16 protein-coding genes and 1 riboswitch are annotated in these 16,901 nt (G+C 58.2%); of the genes, 2 read left to right on the forward strand and 14 right to left on the reverse strand.

Features of this window, described 5'->3' with window-relative positions; translation table 11 throughout:
* Window positions 1-137: 137 nt before the first annotated feature.
* Together ACR3FB_RS12500 and ACR3FB_RS12505 are read right to left on the reverse strand one after the other, a co-directional pair.
* Window positions 138-1,811 carry a tryptophan halogenase family protein gene (locus ACR3FB_RS12500; protein WP_480563448.1) on the reverse strand — a complete coding sequence of 558 codons (1,674 nt, stop codon included), beginning with the start codon at window positions 1,809-1,811 and terminating at the stop codon, window positions 138-140.
* 269 nt (window positions 1,812-2,080) lie between these two features.
* On the reverse strand, window positions 2,081-2,617 hold the full coding sequence (locus tag ACR3FB_RS12505; protein WP_480563446.1) for a hypothetical protein: 537 nt from the start codon (window positions 2,615-2,617) through the stop codon (window positions 2,081-2,083).
* 217 nt (window positions 2,618-2,834) lie between these two features.
* Here ACR3FB_RS12505 and ACR3FB_RS12510 point away from each other — a divergent pair, with 217 nt between their 5' ends.
* A complete protein-coding gene (locus ACR3FB_RS12510; protein WP_170691065.1) occupies window positions 2,835-3,311 on the forward strand; it encodes a YHS domain-containing (seleno)protein in 477 nt (158 codons plus the stop codon).
* 23 nt (window positions 3,312-3,334) lie between these two features.
* Here ACR3FB_RS12510 and cmk read toward each other — a convergent pair whose 3' ends face one another.
* From cmk to miaB, 11 genes are all read right to left on the reverse strand, one after another.
* Window positions 3,335-3,949, reverse strand: coding sequence for a (d)CMP kinase (gene cmk / locus ACR3FB_RS12515; RefSeq protein WP_480563443.1), 615 nt, complete (start codon window positions 3,947-3,949; stop codon window positions 3,335-3,337).
* A complete protein-coding gene (gene aroA / locus ACR3FB_RS12520) occupies window positions 3,946-5,292 on the reverse strand; it encodes a 3-phosphoshikimate 1-carboxyvinyltransferase (protein WP_170691062.1) in 1,347 nt (448 codons plus the stop codon). Before aroA ends, cmk begins: the two co-directional genes overlap by 4 nt.
* A gap of 85 nt (window positions 5,293-5,377) precedes the next feature.
* Window positions 5,378-6,451, reverse strand: coding sequence for an amidohydrolase family protein (locus ACR3FB_RS12525; RefSeq protein WP_480563441.1), 1,074 nt, complete (start codon window positions 6,449-6,451; stop codon window positions 5,378-5,380).
* Between the two features lie 85 nt (window positions 6,452-6,536).
* Entirely contained in the window at window positions 6,537-7,250 is a 714-nt protein-coding gene (trmB, locus tag ACR3FB_RS12530; RefSeq protein WP_480563439.1) for a tRNA (guanine(46)-N(7))-methyltransferase TrmB, read from the reverse strand.
* 108 nt (window positions 7,251-7,358) lie between these two features.
* Window positions 7,359-8,540 carry a methionine adenosyltransferase gene (gene metK, locus ACR3FB_RS12535; RefSeq protein ID WP_480563437.1) on the reverse strand — a complete coding sequence of 394 codons (1,182 nt, stop codon included), beginning with the start codon at window positions 8,538-8,540 and terminating at the stop codon, window positions 7,359-7,361.
* Window positions 8,541-8,545: 5 nt separating this feature from the next.
* A riboswitch (SAM-SAH riboswitch) is annotated at window positions 8,546-8,594 on the reverse strand.
* 41 nt (window positions 8,595-8,635) lie between these two features.
* The gene (gene lnt / locus ACR3FB_RS12540; RefSeq protein ID WP_480563435.1) at window positions 8,636-10,141 is read right to left on the reverse strand and encodes an apolipoprotein N-acyltransferase; all 1,506 of its coding nucleotides are present in this window, start codon (window positions 10,139-10,141) and stop codon (window positions 8,636-8,638) included.
* Window positions 10,138-11,019 carry a hemolysin family protein gene (locus tag ACR3FB_RS12545; protein WP_170640489.1) on the reverse strand — a complete coding sequence of 294 codons (882 nt, stop codon included), beginning with the start codon at window positions 11,017-11,019 and terminating at the stop codon, window positions 10,138-10,140. The genes lnt and ACR3FB_RS12545 overlap by 4 nt, the downstream gene beginning before the upstream one ends.
* 36 nt (window positions 11,020-11,055) lie before the next feature.
* Window positions 11,056-11,550, reverse strand: a complete 495-nt coding sequence (ybeY, locus tag ACR3FB_RS12550; protein ID WP_425083923.1) for an rRNA maturation RNase YbeY — start codon at window positions 11,548-11,550, stop codon at window positions 11,056-11,058.
* Between the two features lie 34 nt (window positions 11,551-11,584).
* Entirely contained in the window at window positions 11,585-12,607 is a 1,023-nt protein-coding gene (locus tag ACR3FB_RS12555) for a PhoH family protein (protein ID WP_170472113.1), read from the reverse strand.
* A 122-nt stretch (window positions 12,608-12,729) separates the two neighbouring features.
* Entirely contained in the window at window positions 12,730-13,482 is a 753-nt protein-coding gene (locus ACR3FB_RS12560; protein WP_480563431.1) for an outer membrane protein, read from the reverse strand.
* Between the two features lie 170 nt (window positions 13,483-13,652).
* Window positions 13,653-14,975: a tRNA (N6-isopentenyl adenosine(37)-C2)-methylthiotransferase MiaB gene (miaB, locus tag ACR3FB_RS12565; RefSeq protein ID WP_480563429.1), complete on the reverse strand. Its 1,323-nt coding sequence runs from the start codon at window positions 14,973-14,975 to the stop codon at window positions 13,653-13,655.
* 122 nt (window positions 14,976-15,097) lie between these two features.
* Between miaB and ACR3FB_RS12570 the strand changes: the two genes are divergently transcribed.
* Entirely contained in the window at window positions 15,098-15,961 is an 864-nt protein-coding gene (locus tag ACR3FB_RS12570; RefSeq protein ID WP_480563427.1) for a hypothetical protein, read from the forward strand.
* A 64-nt stretch (window positions 15,962-16,025) separates the two neighbouring features.
* On the opposite strand, the gene ACR3FB_RS12575 is transcribed toward ACR3FB_RS12570, so the two are convergent.
* Complete coding sequence (locus ACR3FB_RS12575) at window positions 16,026-16,823, reverse strand: phytanoyl-CoA dioxygenase family protein (protein WP_480563425.1); 798 nt, start codon at window positions 16,821-16,823, stop codon at window positions 16,026-16,028.
* Between the last annotated feature and the right edge of the window lie 78 nt (window positions 16,824-16,901).

The following is a 16,901-nucleotide window of genomic DNA, read 5'->3' on the forward strand; positions in this document are numbered from 1 at the left end:
GATACGTCATCCGGACGTTAACCGCCCTTGTTCAGACAGCGAGCGTATAGGCTGTTTCAGCCAGATACGCAAGGGCAAAGCCTAAATCTCGGCACCGCAGCGGGTGTCGAAGATTACTCTGCCCATGCCTAAGCGCCCTAGAACAATTGCAGGTCCTTCGCACCGCTTTGGATTTCGGCCAGGTTCGGCATGTTCTGGGTAGCTACCGGATTATGTGCGCTTTTTGGCACCTCAACTGTAGGCTTCAATGCGTTCGCCTTCCCAAGGTTGGGTTTCTTGAGCTCACCCCGGATATCGCGCAGCAGTGTTTTGTGGTCCGGCATCGTCTTGATGACCTGCACCAAGTCCGCCTTTGCCTGCCTCATGCCTTGAAACCAGATCGGTTTCTTCAACGGCCGCATGCGATCTCGGATGCCGCATCCATAGCCAGTGTCATAGACCTGTTTGCCCAAAAGCACTGTTTGGTAGACGCGATCATCAAACAGGGTTGCAAACTCGGTATCGTGACTCATCGGTAGACGGTACTGCCACAGCTCCAAATTCTCGGCCAAACGGTCGGGTACCTTCATCTGTGTCCGCACGTCTATCCAATATGGATCATCACTGCGGTTCCCCAGCCGATAGTGCAGACATATAAAGTTCAGCACCTCGTCATAGAGCTTGTTTACTTGCCGATTATAACGATTCCGCAAGGCGGGCTCGATATCTCGGGAGGGCAGATGTTCGGCAAACCAGCGCACCGCGTTGTCGATCATAAGGATCGCGGTGCTCTCGAGTGGTTCAATGAAACCGCTGGACAGACCCACAGCCACGCAATTCTTGACCCAGGCGTTTCGCGCGCGGCCAACGCGCATCGGGATTACGCGCGGTGTCAGACCCTTGCCGCTGTCACCCAGCCATTCAAGATATTCATCTGCCGCCTGATCATCAGTACGATGCGCAGAAGAGTACACATAACCCGTACCTACCCGATTGTAGAGCGGCACGCGCCACGTCCATCCCGCACCAAGCGCCGTCGACCGTGTCAGGCTTTCGATTTTTTCAGGGTCAGGGTGTTCGATTTGCAGCGCCATAGCGCGATCGTTGGGCAGATAATCTGAATAGTCCAAAAACGGCTCGCCAAGCGCCTGGTTGATGATCAGCCCGCGGAACCCGGTACAATCCACGACCAATTCGATATCATGACGGCCTTTGCGTTCCAGCATCAAATGGCTGACATTGCCTTGCTCATCCAGTTCGACGGAACGCACCTCATCCTGAATATGCTCTACGCCGCGCTTGGTGCAAACCTTGGTCAGCATACCTGCGAATTTTACCGCATCCAGATGGTAGGCGTAGCCAAAGCGCTGTTCAAACTCGGGTGCGCCCAACGGCCGTGCCCCTTTGCACAGGCGGCCAAGATCATCATGCGGTGAGATTGATTGCGTGAAATCCCGGTCTCCGTTGCCAAAGCGCAAGAAATATTCAGCAGCATCCAAACCGTAAAGCGGCTGGCCGTGGGCAAACGGATTCACATAATCGATGCGATTTCCATTTGCGTCCTTGTTCCAATTGCAGAATTTCACACCCAATTTGAACGACGCGTTGGTCTCGCGGAAAAAGTCACGCTCGGATATACCCGCCTCCCGCAGCGTGCGCGGCATACGCGGCACTGTGGCCTCACCCACTCCGACGGTCGAGATATTGGGGCTTTCGATCAGGCAGAGGCGCGGCCGATCCTTGGGCGCAGAACTGCGGGAAAACACCATGTCCAGAAGCAGCGCAGTCATCCAGCCCGCGGTTCCACCACCCACGATGGTGATCTTACTCAATCGACTATTCAACTTGTCTTGTCCCTGTTGGCTTGGGGAATTTTTAGACCACCCCCGTTTTTCGAGGTTTCCAGCAGCCATCCCCTTATTGCTTGTGAAGCGAGCATAACAGTTTTGTGACATCTGGCTAGGGCCTTATCATATGGCAATTTACCATTTTAAAACAATGGTTTGATATCAATGAACCCAGATTTCAGCGCAGCCTGATAACGCCAGATATCGCGCTGATACCGACAAGGATCAAACTGATAGTCGACCGCCCTCTGACGTCAGATCTCTTCACCCTTTTTCAAAAGCTCATCGATCAGGGCGCGCTGCAGGTCGCCGCTGTCACCCCCTCCGAACTCAGCCGCCCCACCGGAATACAGCGTGCCATAGGTGTTGGCGATGTTCACCGTCTGCGCCAGGCCCGAGATCAGCTGATCTTTTTTCAGCGGCGACAGAGGGTGGATGAACACGGCCCAAAGGGTTCCGTTGGCAATCGCGTAACGCGCGTCCAGCGTGCTGTCGAAATTGGCCTGCATCATCCGTTGGAGATCCTCCGCAGACAGATCTGCCGTGCTGCTGATGGGCACCATAGCGCGCATTCGATCGGCCACGACATCGGTGATCACCAGAACCGGCACATCCGCAATGGTAATCTGGAACCCTGGCCCGCTGGGCTGCATCTCCGGATCAAGCGCAAAGAGGATCCTGCCCAACCGCTCATAAGTCATCGGAGGTTCGCCCTCAGCCACGGGCGGTTTGGCCTGTTGCGCGCTCACGCTGCCGGCGATGAGGAACAAAATCACAGCTAGTCGGATCATAAGACCACTCCCATAGTTGCCCCCTACCTTAGGAAGCAAGCGGGTCACTGGCCAAACAAAGCTGTGTGAAGTGTTTTTGCGTGTAATCCAGATGTTTGAACGATCTGCACAGTTTCGCGGCTTATCTGCGATTACACGCACAAAACTCCTGTCCTAATTTTGTCGCATCGGCGGAGGGATACCTCAGCCCGGATCTGAAAATGAAAGGATGACCCAAATGAAATCGCTCGTCTTCACTGCTTTTGTTGCTGCGCTTGCCCTGTCGGCCCCGGCCTTTGCTGCGGATGAAATCAACGTCTCCAAAGGCATCTCGGCGGCTGGTGCGCCGCTTGCTGCGCATGGGGTGGATCTGGTCGCGCTGGTCAACAGCGGCAACCCGGTCGAGGGTTTTGCAACCCACTCGGCCACCTATGATGGCGCGTCCTATTACTTCACCACCGCCGAAAACCGCGAGGCGTTCGAGGCCAACCCAGCGGCCTACCTGCCCCAGCACGGCGGCTTCTGCTCGTTCGGTGTTTCGGTCGGCAAAAAGTTCGACGGGGACCCGGATCAGTACCTGATCGCGGACGGCAAATTGTTCCTGTTCCTGAACGCAGAAACCCGCGACGCCTTCCTGAAAGACGTGGTTGGCACTGCCAAAACCGCTGATGACCAGTGGGCAAACATCAAGAGCATCGCCGTCGGCGAACTCTGATCCGCTCAGACAACGGCCCGCAGCTACGCTGCGGGTCTTTTCTGTGTGATGATTTCGACGGCCTTTGCCAAAGCGTCGTCAATGCTCAGTTCGGACGTGTCCAGCAGAACTGCGTCTTCGGCGGGCTTCATGGGGGCGGTGCTACGCTCCGCATCGCGCGCATCCCGTTCGCGCACATCGGCCAGGACCTGATCACGCGTTACATCAGACCCTTTGGCGCTAAGTTCCAAAAACCGGCGTTCAGCCCGCACCTCCGCGCTGGCAGTGACGAACAACTTTACCTCAGCCTCTGGGCAGATCACCGTCCCGATATCGCGCCCATCCAATACTGCACCGCCCGCGCGCCGGGCAAAGGTACGCTGGAAATCAACCAGTGCGGCCCTTACCTCGGGGATGACCGCAACCTTCGAGGCTGCCTGCGCGATTTCAGCTGTGCGAAGATCGCCTTGCCCCAATTCTTCTGCGGTCAGAGCTTGGGCCGCCGCGACGGGTTCGACTCCATCCAACACGCGCCGCCCAACCGCGCGATACAGAAGCCCCGTATCCAGATGAGCGAACCCGAAATGCGCCGCAACGCCATTCGAGATCGTCCCCTTGCCCGCCGCCGCTGGGCCATCAATAGCGACGGTAAAGCTCATACCCGTTCGACCTTAGCGCCAAGCGAGGCCATCAGCGGCTCGAAGATCGGGAACGAGGTTGCGATCGGGCCGCCATCATCGACTGAAACGGGCGTTTTTGCGCCCATGCCCATCACCATGAAGGACATCGCGATCCGGTGGTCCAGAAAGCTCTCGCAGGTGCCGCCGCCGGGAACGTTGCCTATACCCAGCCCTTCGACCGACCACCAATCATCGCCTTCATTCACGGTCAAGCCATTGGCCCGCAGACCGCGCGCCATCGCATCGATCCGATCGCTTTCCTTGACGCGCAACTCTTTCACGCCAGCCATCATCGTGTTGCCGGTCGCATTGGCCGCCACCACGGACAGAACCGGATATTCGTCGATCATCGAGGCGGCGCGCTCGGCCGGGACCTCGATCCCCTTCATGTTGGGCGAGTATTTGGCACGCAGATCGGCAACGGGCTCACCGCCCTCTTCGCGTTCGTTTTCATAGGTCAGGTCCGCGCCCATCTCACGCAGAGTGGTGAACAGGCCCGCGCGGGTCGGGTTCAGACCGATGCCGGGCACCAGCACGTCCGAACCGGGGGTGATCAGCGCCGCGCAAACCGGGAAAGCTGCGCTCGACGGGTCACGCGGCACGGCAATGACCTGAGGTTTCAGCTCGGGCCGACCGGTCAGCGTGATCACGCGGCCATCATCTGTATCTTCAACGGTGATCTCGGCCCCGAAACCAGACAGCATCCGCTCTGAGTGGTCACGAGTGGCTTCTTTCTCGACCACAACGGTCTTGCCGGGGGCGTTCAGGCCCGCCAGCAGAACGGCCGATTTCACCTGCGCCGAAGGAACCGGAACCTCATAGCGGACCGGGGTCGGTTCCGCTGCGCCCACGATGGTCATCGGCAGGCGTCCACCCGAGCGGCCAACCGACTGCGCGCCGAACAGCGCAAGCGGATCTGTGACCCGCGCCATCGGGCGTTTGTTCAAGCTAGCATCACCCGTGAAGGTCGCCGTGATCGGAGACGTCGCCATTGCACCCATGATCAGCCGCACGCCGGTGCCCGAGTTGCCACAATCGATCACCTGATCGGGTTCGGCAAAGCCACCGACACCGACACCATGCACGGTCCATTCACCGCCGCCATGGTCGGTCACCTCGGCCCCGAAGGCACGCATGGCCTTGGCGGTGTCCAGAACATCCTCGCCCTCAAGCAGGCCCGAGATCTTGGTTTCCCCAACAGCCATCGCGCCAAGGATCAGTGACCGGTGCGAGATCGACTTGTCGCCGGGCACCTCAGCCGTTCCGTTCAACGGGCCGCAGGGATGCGAGGTCATCGGGATGGGCGTACCGTGTCCGGACATGGGGGCTCCTGTTTTCGCTATCAGTCCATGCCGATTAGCGAATTGGGACCAGTTGGTCCAGCGGCAATGAGGGTATGGGTGCCTCTCAGGTCTCTCCCAGCCATTTTGCCGGGTTTTCCTCGGCGATTTGGCGAAAGATCTCTTCGCCCAGAACGTTGCGCAACCGGATACAGACCGCCTTTTCCGACAGCGCCTCTTGCCGGGTCATGTAGTAATCCGACCCGAACAAAACGCGCGACCGCAGGCGTTCGCTTTCCTCATCCTCGCCCATCAGGAACAAACGCAGGAACGGCGCATAGTCTTCGAACTGGAAAAGGGTGTAGGAGATATCCGTCCACAGGCCTTCGAAGTCTCCGCTGCCGATCAAGTCGCGAATGGATCTCAGCCAATTCCGGTTGAATGCATCGTCCAAAGGGTCGCTGTGATCGGGATTGACGTAGGCATGCCAGTCTCGCTGCCCACCAAAATGTGCCAGACAGATCCGAAGGTTGGGAAAGGCGCGCATCACCGGGATAAATGCCTCTGGCTCGGTATAGCGGTCGGCCCAATGGTCGGAAAGGTACCGCCCCTGCACCCCGCCACGTGAACAATGCGACATCACTGGCAGGTTCTTGTCCTGCAACTGCGGATAGACATGTTGCATCAGAACTGGGTCATTCGGTGCAAACCCCAAACGAGGATAGAGCTTGACCCCGCGAAACCTCAGATCGTCAATGGCGCGCCACAGCTCAGTGGCATTGGGATCAGCCCGCGGGTCAATCGTTGCAAAGGGAATCACCGAGGGGCCAACCTCAGGGTCAGTGGACAGCTGTGCCAGTTCGTCATGCTGGTCGCGCAGCGGCGCCTCGGGCGCGCCGAAGCCAAAGGCCGACAGATCCATCGGTAAAACGACAAAACGGGTGTCGCTGGGGTAGTGTCGCTGCAGGTTGTCCAGAATCTCACGCTGGCTGCCCTCATCCGTTTCCTGCTGAAAACGATAGAGCCGATCCAATTTTTCGGCGACGCCAGGCTGGCCGATCAGTCTGGCACCGAAAGCCAGAGCCTTGATCAACCATGGCATCTTCTTGAACGGTTTGAGCGCCGGATAGGGATAGTCCTCGGGCACGTGGCGCGAGTGAAACAGATGCGTGTGGCAGTTGGTAATCCGAATATCAGACATGGTAATCCTTGAAATAAGCTATGCTGAAAACGCGTAACGCGCACAGCCTAGCATAGCGTGCAGGATTACAAAAATTTGAAACCGATCAGGCGTCCGTCCGGCGGAAGGTCAGATAGTGCGGTGTCCGCCCTTCCCGCAGGGCCTTTTGCTCATAGCGGGTCGATATCCAGTCGTCCCAAGGCTCGCGCCAATCGACAGGGCGTTCAGCCAACCACTCGAAACCAGCGCGTGGTACTTCCTCAAGCGTCTGGCGCACGTAGTCAGGAATGTCGGTGGCCACGCGGAAGATCGAGCCCGGCTTCAGGACACGTGCCAGAGGCTCCAGATGTTCGGGAGTCACGAAGCGGCGGCGATGGTGGCGCGATTTGGGCCACGGGTCGGGATAGAGCAGGAAGGCGCGTGAAATACTGGCCTCGGGCAGCACATCGAACAAGTCGCGCGCATCACCGGGATGCACCGCGAGGTTTTCGACCCCAGCCTGACGGATCTTACCAAGCAGCATGGCAACGCCGTTGATGTATGGCTCGGCCCCGATGATCCCGATATCGGGGTTGTTCGCGGCCTGATGCACCAGATGTTCACCACCGCCAAAGCCGACCTCAAGCCAGACATCATTACCGCCAAAAAGCGCGTCGAGGTCCAGCGGGTGGCGTTCGGGGTTCGTCTCCCAATCGACAGCGCCGGGGGACAGGGCATCGAGGTCTTCGTTCAGATACGTCTTCTGGCTTTGCTTCAGGGTTTTGCCCTTGAAGCGGCCATAGAAGTTTCTGCGGGGGCGTTGGGGTGTCTGGTTGCTCATGGCGGTGCCCTTACTGTGGCGCGCGTCTTGTGACAAGGGGCTGACCCTCGGAGCATCTCGAGAAAGAGAAAGGGCGCATCCTGCGAGACGCGCCCCTTTTGTCTTGGATCAGACCGCCGCTTTCAGGGCGTCGATCAGATCAGTGCGTTCCCAACTGAAACCGCCATCGGCTGCGGGTTCACGGCCGAAATGACCGTAAGCTGCGGTGCGCTGGTAGATCGGCTTGTTCAGTTGCAGATGCTCGCGAATGCCGCGCGGGGTCAGATCCATGACCTGACCAACTGCTTTTTCGATCACGGCGTCAGCAATCTGGCCGGTTCCATGAGTGTCGGCGTAGATCGACAGCGGCTTGGAGACGCCAATCGCATAGCTCAACTGAATGGTGCAGCGTTCTGCCATACCGGCAGCAACCACGTTCTTGGCCAGGTAACGCGCAGCATAAGCAGCCGAGCGATCCACCTTGGTCGGGTCTTTGCCCGAGAACGCTCCGCCACCATGAGGGGCTGCGCCACCATAGGTGTCGACGATGATCTTGCGACCCGTCAGGCCTGCGTCCCCGTCCGGGCCGCCGATCACGAACTTGCCGGTTGGGTTCACGTGCCATTCGGTATCTGCACTCAGCCACCCTTCGGGCAGGGTTTCAGTAATGTAGGGCTCGACGATCGCACGGATGTCTTCCGACGTCAGCGCCTCATCCAGATGCTGCGTGGACAGAACGATCGAGCTGACGCCAACCGGCTTGCCATCGCGATAGACGACGGACAGCTGCGATTTGGCATCGGGGCCCAGCGCAGGTTCGGTGCCGTTTTTACGCACTTCGGCCAGACGACGCAGGATCGCGTGCGAATACTGGATCGGGGCCGGCATCAACGCAGGGGTTTCCGTCGTGGCGTAGCCGAACATGATGCCCTGATCGCCTGCGCCCTCATCCTTGTCACCCGAGGCATCAACGCCTTGAGCGATGTGAGCAGACTGTTCATGCAGCAGGTTCGTCACTTCGACTGTTTCGTGGTGAAACTTGTCCTGTTCGTAACCGATATCCTTGATACAGGCGCGCGCGATCTCGTCGATGCGCCCCATATAGTCGTGCAGCTTTTCCTGATCAGACAGACCTACTTCGCCACCGATGACGACCCGATCGGTCGTAGCAAAGGTTTCGCACGCCACGCGCGCTTCGGGTTCTTCATTCAGAAATGCGTCGAGTACGGCGTCCGAAATCCGGTCACAGACTTTATCCGGGTGCCCTTCGGAAACCGATTCCGAAGTAAAGGTGTAGTTCTGTCGGGACATAAATGTGCTCCATTGAAGTTCCTCTGCCACGCCAGGAAGCCGTTGTGACAGGCACCAAGGGCATACGCGCCTTGCGAAATGGCGTCAATCGGAAACTAGGTGCTGCGCGGCCGCGGCATGCGCCACAACAACACGGCCAACAAGAGCGAGACCAACAACACGGGCAGGTCCCCAATGCGGGAATAGACGGTTGGCGCAAGAGGCAGCGGCAGATCAGCTTCTACGAACCCCGCCTGCCCCAAAGGAAGCGATGCGGTAATCCGACCCAAAGGATCGATCATCCCCGAAATGCCGGTGTTGGCGGACCGCATAAGTGGCAGCCCCTGCTCAATCGCCCGCATCTGGGCCTGGGCAAGATGCTGGTAAGGGCCGGAACGGGTTCCGAACCACGCATCATTGGTGATCTGCAAGATGAAATCGGCGCGTTCAGGCGCGCCGTTGACGTCCTGCGGGAAGACGGCCTCGTAGCAGATCAGCGGCAGGGCTTGACCCAGCTTACCTGCCTGCATCACAGCAGGCCCCGGCCCCGAACTGAACCCATGACCAGCCGTTGTGGCCATGCCGTGAATACCGAAACGGGCCATCAGGTTTCCGAACGGGACATATTCGCCAAACGGGGCCAGATGGTGCTTGTCATACAGGCCCGTCTGCTGTCCGTTCTCATCCAGATAGATCATCGAGTTGTAGATGCGCGGGCCGTCCCCTCGCTGAATGCCCAGAATAACCGGAACGCCCTGAGCCGCATCCGTGGCGGCCTCAAGATAAGGACCGGCGCTGCTGAGCCACGCCGGAATTGCAGTCTCGGGCCAGACGATCAGGTCGGGACGTGGCTCTGCCGCGGTGAATTCGATCTGCCGAGCGAAGAAAAGGGGCGCATATGCAGGATCCCATTTCTGATGCTGAGGCGCATTCGGCTGGATCAGTCGGACAGTGTTTTCACCATACTCTATGGTCGGCCTGTTGGAGGCGTAGACCATGGCAAGAGCGGCGGCACCGGCGAACCCAACGACCGGAACCAAAAGCGAGCGGAGAGCTACAGGTTGCGCTATCGCTGCCCCAAGCGAAAACGTCACCGCGAAGGTCAGCGCAGCCAGCCCATACGGACCAACCAAAGACAAAAGTTGCGCAACCGGTGTGTCGACCCAGACCTGCGCAACCCCGGCCCAGGGGAAGCCGGTCAGAAGATAGCCACGCCCAAACTCAGCCAGTGACAATGCCAGGGCCAGCAACACAGCCTGTCGTACAGCCGGAGCATCAAACCGCCGCGCCGCCCAGAATGCTGCCGCCCAGAACAAGGCCAGGCCGCCAGCCATGAAAACCAGCGCAAACGGAGCCATCCACGCATGGCGCTCGGCGTCCACTTGGAAAGGCTCGATGATCCAACTCAGCGCATGGGCGAAATAGCCGGTGGCAAAGGCCCAGCCCAACCACGCGGCACGCGCGCGGGTTTCACAGGCCAGAAAAAACGCTGGAATCACGATCAGCGCAACTAGAGTCAGCGGCCAGTAGCCAAACGGCGCCAAACCATAAGCGCCCATCGCCCCTAAGGCCCCTGAAGCACCCAACCTAAGCCAGAAAGGCCAACCCCGGACAGGGATCATGCAGCGACGTCCGGCAACATGACGCGCAGACGCTTGATGCGGCGCGGGTCGGCATCGATCACCTCGAACTCCGGGCCTTCGGGATGCAGTACGACCTCACCCCGCGCCGGAACACGACCCGACAACATGAAGACCAGACCGCCCAGAGTTTCGATCTCTTCCTCGTCCACATCCTCGTGGCTGGTCAGCGAGCGCCCGATCTCGGCTTCGAAATCCTCAAGCGGAACGCGGGCCTGAACGACGTAACAACCCGGCTTTTCCTGCAGCCAAAGCTGATCTTCATGCGCGTCATGCTCATCCGCGATTTCGCCGACGACCTGCTCAATCAGGTCTTCAATGGTCAACAAACCGTCAACGCCGCCATACTCATCAATCACCAGCGCCATGTGGCGACGCTCGGTCTGCATCTTGGTCAGCAAAACTCCGATCGGCATCGAGGGCGGCACAAACAACAGCGTGCGCAGCATCGAGGTCAGGTCGAACTCGGCGCCGCCGCCATTGAACCCATGGGTCAGGGCGAAATCCTTGAGGTGGACAAAACCCAGCGGCGTATCCAGCGTACCTTCGTACACAGGTATCCGCGACAGGCCGCTTTCGCGAAAGACCTGCGCCAGCTCATCCTTGGAAATCGTTGAGGGAACCGAGACGATTTCAACGGTCGGAATGGCGACATCCTCAACCCGCTTGCGACGCAGGTTAACCATGCCGCGATGTTGATTGTCGGCTATTTCATGCCCGTTGACCGGAGCACTTTGCTCCTCTTCGGCCCCCGAAATGGCATCCATAATCCGCGAAAAGAAACCGCTTTTCTCTTCAATGTCCAAATTCTCAGACTGCGCGCTTTGCGCCGCCCTAGAACTGCCGTCTGTATCGCCCATTGTCCTCTTCCAATTGATCGGGTGAAATAACCCGCTTCATCTATTATATGGGTCATTGATACCCAGTTTGCCAAGTATCTTGACCTCAATCCCTTCCATCAAGGTCGCATCGGGGTCACGAATGTGATCATACCCCAGCAAATGCAACGTTCCGTGAACGATCAGATGAGTCACGTGATCAGACATGGATTTGCCCGCCTCAGCAGCTTCTTGCGCGCAGGTGTCGTATGAGATCGCGATATCCCCTAGCGCGATTTCGCCGGTAAAATCGGGTTCTGGCAGTTCGGGCGTTTCACCCGCAACTTCCGCTGCGAGGTCTTCGGCGGGCCAGCTCAGAACATTCGTCGGTGTCGGCTTTTCCCGGAACTCGGCGTTCAGTTCGGCAATTCGGGTGTCATCGCAGGCCAGCAGGCTGACCTCACACAAATCCGGGTCCAGCCCGCAATGGTGCAGAACCGCGTCAACCGCGCGCGAACACAGAAGCTCTAGCCCCTGCCAGCGGTCATCTTCCACGGTGAGTTCAAGATTCATCCTGTCGCCTCAAAGCCTGATGTCGGGCCTTGAGTTATCCTGTCTCGCGCCCTGAATCGGCCTCATACGCTTCGATGATTGCGGCGACAAGCGGGTGCCGCACCACATCTTTCGAAGTAAAGTAGTTGAAGCTGATATTCGGGATCGTTTTCAGCAGGCGTTCAGCATCCGCCAGCCCGGATTGAACCCCACGCGGCAAATCGACCTGAGAGCGGTCACCCGTGATAACCATGCGACTACCTTCGCCCAAACGGGTCAGGAACATCTTCATCTGCATGGTCGTCGCGTTCTGCGCCTCGTCCAGTACCACGAACGCATTGGCCAGCGTCCGCCCTCGCATGAACGCCAACGGAGCGATCTCGATTCGCTTTTCCTCGATCAGTTTGGCGAGCTGTTTTCCGGGCAAAAAGTCGTTCAGCGCGTCATAAAGTGGCTGCATGTACGGATCGACCTTGTCCTTCATATCGCCGGGCAGATAGCCCAGCTTTTCCCCGGCCTCGACCGCGGGACGGCTGAGGATGATGCGGTCCACATGGCCGCCGATGAACATCGACACGCCAACAGCAACGGCCAGATATGTCTTGCCCGTACCCGCCGGGCCGATTCCGAAGGCCAGTTCATTCTGGAAGAGCGACTGCACATAGGCTTTTTGTGCATCCGTTCGGGGTTCGACCAGCTTTTTGCGGGTCTTGATCTCAACGGTACCGCCCTTGAACATCTCAAGCTGGTCGCCGTCTCGACTACCGGTCCCCTGTTCCGAGCCACCCATTCGCAACTCTCGGTCCACATCAGCGGCTTCAACATCGCGCCCGCCTTCCAGACGGGTATAGAGGGCCTGCAAAACCTCAATGGCGTTTTTCTGCGAATCCTCTTCGCCCATCACCACCAACTGATTGCCACGGCGCACAATCTGGACCGAGAGCTTCTGTTCGATCTCGGTCAGGTTGCGGTCATATTCGCCACATAAATCAATCAACAAGCGGTTGTCTGGGAATTCTACAAATGCCTCGCGCTGGGGCATCTCATCTTGCGGTGGGGTAAGGGCACCGATGGCCAATCCGTTCTCCTGTCTTGGCGTTTCACCTTGAGCGTAGACAAGAACTCGGACCGGGTGCAAGCCACAGTTTCAAAAATTCGCACGGCGATGACAAAAGCGCCGATCTGGCGCTTTGCTCTGGTTTAGAACTTGTAGTTCAAACCGAACCTCAGACCGCGATAGTTCGGCGTGGATTTTGTCGAAAAACCCGAAGAGAATTCAATATCCTTGGAGTCGAACTGGACATATTCATACTCACCCGTGATCGACCAATTTTCCGTCAGATAATGTTCCGCACCAATGCTGAGCGAGAACCCGTTGCGCCGATCCGAGGCCTCAAACGACTGCGTGCCAGTGGTGGAGGAAATACTGTTTGTGGTCTCGACGTCACCCCAAAGGTAACCGACACTGACGAAATAAAGGATTCGACCGCTACGGTTGGTGAGGCCATTCCGAAACCGCAAGGTGACAATATCCGAGACTTCTGACCCGCCCTGAACCGTCTCAGAGCCGACTACAGAGGATACACTGTCGTCCAGCGATCCGAAATCATATCCCAGCTCAAATCCATATACATAGTCACGACCACCCCGAGCCGGCAGGACACCGCGCCAGCCGCCACGCACGCCGCCATAGGTTCCGCTGATGTCCTGATCGCCGATTGCAAAAGTATCGGTTGGCGTGGTCAGGCCGAACCGGTCATCGCCCCCGCCGCCATAACCTGCCGTCAAACCAAGATAAAAAGCACTGACATCGTCGCTGAAGCGCTTGTTACTGATCACCTCGGGATCAGATATGTCCCCCGTTTGATCACTCGCCCACGTCGCGCTGGCCCCCAAAGCCACCAAAGTTGCGACCGACACAGACCAGAGACCTCTGCACTTCAGAACTACCACTCAATACCCTCCATCGACGCCACTTTCGTGATCGGCAAAAACAAACCTTCCGCAAGCGTTCGAGGCCCATCAGAAAACTTGGCTCCTCTCGGAACATAGTTCCAATTAATAAATCAAGGGTAAATTTTAGATATATTCGTACTCACACGACGTGCCCGCAAAGAACCACCTTATTGCAACAGTTCCCCGGCCAAAGAGTTCGCGCCAGACTTCACGATACGCACCTTCCGCAGGTCTCCCACGTTCAGGTCAGACCCAACCACGTGCACCGAGTGAAGATAGTCCGATTTTCCAACCATTTGCCCTTCGAGCCGCCCGGGCTTCTCAAACAGAACGCCGACAGTGCGACCGACCATGGAATCTTGAATCTCGCGCTGATGCTTGGTGATCAGAGCTTGCAAGCGTTGTAAGCGGTCATCCGCCGCCGCCGGGTCAACCTGGGCGCGTTCCGCCGCCGGAGTCCCCGGACGGGTCGAGTACTTGAACGAGTAGGCATAGCCGTATTTGACGTGCTCGACCAAGTCCAAAGTCGCCTGGAAATCCTCTTCAGTTTCTTCCGGGAAGCCGACGATGAAATCCCCCGACATCACGATATCCGGACGCGCAGCGCGGATACGTTCAATCAGGCGCAAATAGCTGTCCGCCGTGTGGCTGCGGTTCATCCGCTTGAGGATCCGGTCCGACCCTGCCTGCACCGGCAAGTGCAGGTAGGGCATCAACTTTTCACACGTGCCATGCGCTTCGATCAGATCATCCGCCATGTCGTTGGGGTGCGAGGTGGTAAAACGGATACGCTCCAACCCGTCGACCTTGTTCAATTCCCAGATCAGCCCGGCCAGCGTCATGTCCCCATTGGGACCGGCACCGTGATAGGCGTTGACGTTCTGACCCAGCAGAGTGATCTCGCGCACGCCACGTTCGACCAGATCCTGCGCTTCACGAATGATGCGGTCTGCAGAGCGACTGACCTCGGCCCCACGGGTATAGGGCACAACACAGAAGGCGCAGAACTTGTCGCAACCCTCCTGTACCGTCAAAAACGCCGTCGGGCCGCGTTTGGCCTTGGGACGGTTCTTGAGCTTTTCGAACTTGTCCTCTTCGGGGAAATCCGTGTCCAGAGCTTTGGCCCCCTCGCGGGTTTTGGCCTCCATCTCCGGCAAACGGTGATAGCTCTGCGGTCCAACCACCAGATCGACTAGGGGCTGACGGCGCATAATCTCTTCGCCTTCGGCCTGTGCAACACAGCCTGCTACACCGATTTTGAGATCGGGCTTATCTGCCTTCAGCCCCTTGAACCGGCCAAGCTCGGAATAGACCTTTTCGGCAGCTTTTTCGCGGATATGGCAGGTGTTCAGCAGGATCATGTCTGCATCGTCCGGCGATTTGGTCTCGACATATCCCTGCCCGCCCAAGGCCTCGGCCATACGCTCGCTGTCATAGACATTCATCTGACAGCCATAGGTCTTGATAAACAGCTTTTTGGGTTCAGACATGGATCGGGCCTTTGTAGTCGCTGGATCGGCGTCATCTATATGCTTCGAACGCCGCTTGCAATGCCGGCGCAATTACCCGAATTTGGCGAAACTTTCCAGCAAGACGCGAATGAAAACCGGCGATGCAGTACGAATCCCTCGACAGCCTTCTGAATTCAGGCCAATCCGCCCTGTCAAAAGGCCCCGTGGCACTTATTTTCGCCGAAGACGAGACCGAGGTCGAAAGTACGCTACACCACCATCTAAGCCTCGGCTTCAAGTCCGTCGTGGCCTTTATGCCCGCCGAATTCACCCTCAGCGAGGACCTGTCCGCGCGGATACATCGCGTGACGCACAGATGCGCGCCCCGGACTGTGGTGTTCGACGCGATCAACCGCATCACAAAAGCCGCACCCAGCGTCTGGATGTACTACTGCTACAACGCCGAATACCTGTTTTACCCTTTCTGCGAAACACGCAGCGTAGGGGAATTGCTGGCCTTCCACGCCGAGGAACGCCGAAACGCAATGTTGTGCCACGTGATCGACCTCTATGCCGGCGACCTGACACAGTTCCCGAATGGTGTAGCCCCCGATCAGGCCATGCTGGACAGCACCGGTTACTATGCCCACACCCGCCACGATCCCACGGGCCGCCCGGTCGAGCGCCAATTGGACATGTCCGGCGGCTTGCGCTGGCGGTTCGAAGATCACATTCCCTATGAACGCCGCAGGATTGACAGAATCGCCCTGTTCAAGACCCGCAAAGACCTGGTCCTGCAGCCCGATCACACGTTCAACGAGGCCGAATACAACACCTATGCCTGCCCTTGGCATCACAATCTAACGGCTGCGATCTGCTCATTCCGGGCGGCAAAAGCTCTGAAAAGCAACGCAGGTTCGGCCTTCGACATCTCGAGCTTCAGCTGGCACAATTCCGTCTCGTTCGAATGGACATCGCGCCAATTGCTCGATCTGGGATTGATCGAACCCGGCCAGTGGTTCTAATCCGCTCTTCACCTGGCTGAAAACATCCCGGGGGAGGCGCCGCAGGCGGCGGGGGCAGAGCCCCCTATCGCTGCAGCAGCATCGGGAACCAGTCTTCCCGCAAACGCTGACCGGGCGTCATGTCATGCCCCGGAAACGGAGGCGACGTGCGGCCCGGACGCTCGACATAGCGCGCATCATCCCCGACCAGCCTTAGTGAAAACGCCCGACGACGACTGTCCGAGTGATTCCCCCGCGCCCCATGCAGGGTACGGTAGTTGAACGCAACCGCGTCGCCGGGTTCCATTTCGAACTCGACCACTTTCATCCCTTCCGCATCCGGGTCAGGGACCGGGATGTATTGGCCTTCATCAGCAAAAAACCCCTCTTCGCTGACCCAACGTGTCGGCAGCACCTCTTTCTCCCACCTGTGCGATCCCGCAACACAGCGCAGGGTGGCCTGTTTCACCGGATCCAAGGGCGACCAAAAGCTGATCGTCTGCTGCCCTTCGACAAAGTAGTACGGCCCGTCCTGATGCCAGGGCGTCGCCATTGAGGTGCCTGGCTCTTTCACCAGCACATGGTCGTGAAACATCTGCACGGTTTTCGACTGCATCAGGTCCGCTGCGACCTCAGCTGCCGGAGAGGTCTCGATCACCTTGCGGAACTGCGGAATACGGGTCCAGTTGCAGTAGTCATCAAAGAACAGCCCGGTCTGCCCCTCTTTCTTGTTATCCGAGGCATAGGGTCCCGGCTCGGCCATGTTGGCGGCAACCCCGTCGCGCAACGCGTCCACATGATCGGCAAAAAGCCCTTTGATCAGGACAACGCCGTCTTCCTGATAGGCGTCGATCATGTCCTGAGAAACAAGAGGGTGTGGCATGGCGTTCTCCTTGTGCTTGCCCTCGTTTAAAGGACAACAAAGCCTTCTGTTCAAATCATATCTTTCGAAGTAATAATT

It is taken from the genome of Ruegeria sp. AO1 (genome assembly GCF_056535985.1).

What these genes read in the sequence shown, in the direction of transcription:
- ACR3FB_RS12505 (WP_480563446.1), bottom strand. Translation starts at nt 2,617, where the DNA reads ATGATCCGACTAGCTGTGATTTTGTTCCTCATCGCCGGCAGCGTGAGC.
- ACR3FB_RS12510 (WP_170691065.1), top strand. Translation starts at nt 2,835, where the DNA reads ATGAAATCGCTCGTCTTCACTGCTTTTGTTGCTGCGCTTGCCCTGTCG.
- cmk (WP_480563443.1), bottom strand. Translation starts at nt 3,949, where the DNA reads ATGAGCTTTACCGTCGCTATTGATGGCCCAGCGGCGGCGGGCAAGGGG.
- aroA (WP_170691062.1), bottom strand. Translation starts at nt 5,292, where the DNA reads ATGTCCGGACACGGTACGCCCATCCCGATGACCTCGCATCCCTGCGGC.
- ACR3FB_RS12525 (WP_480563441.1), bottom strand. Translation starts at nt 6,451, where the DNA reads ATGTCTGATATTCGGATTACCAACTGCCACACGCATCTGTTTCACTCG.
- trmB (WP_480563439.1), bottom strand. Translation starts at nt 7,250, where the DNA reads ATGAGCAACCAGACACCCCAACGCCCCCGCAGAAACTTCTATGGCCGC.
- metK (WP_480563437.1), bottom strand. Translation starts at nt 8,540, where the DNA reads ATGTCCCGACAGAACTACACCTTTACTTCGGAATCGGTTTCCGAAGGG.
- lnt (WP_480563435.1), bottom strand. Translation starts at nt 10,141, where the DNA reads ATGATCCCTGTCCGGGGTTGGCCTTTCTGGCTTAGGTTGGGTGCTTCA.
- ACR3FB_RS12545 (WP_170640489.1), bottom strand. Translation starts at nt 11,019, where the DNA reads ATGGGCGATACAGACGGCAGTTCTAGGGCGGCGCAAAGCGCGCAGTCT.
- ybeY (WP_425083923.1), bottom strand. Translation starts at nt 11,550, where the DNA reads ATGAATCTTGAACTCACCGTGGAAGATGACCGCTGGCAGGGGCTAGAG.
- miaB (WP_480563429.1), bottom strand. Translation starts at nt 14,975, where the DNA reads ATGTCTGAACCCAAAAAGCTGTTTATCAAGACCTATGGCTGTCAGATG.
- ACR3FB_RS12570 (WP_480563427.1), top strand. Translation starts at nt 15,098, where the DNA reads ATGCAGTACGAATCCCTCGACAGCCTTCTGAATTCAGGCCAATCCGCC.
- ACR3FB_RS12575 (WP_480563425.1), bottom strand. Translation starts at nt 16,823, where the DNA reads ATGCCACACCCTCTTGTTTCTCAGGACATGATCGACGCCTATCAGGAA.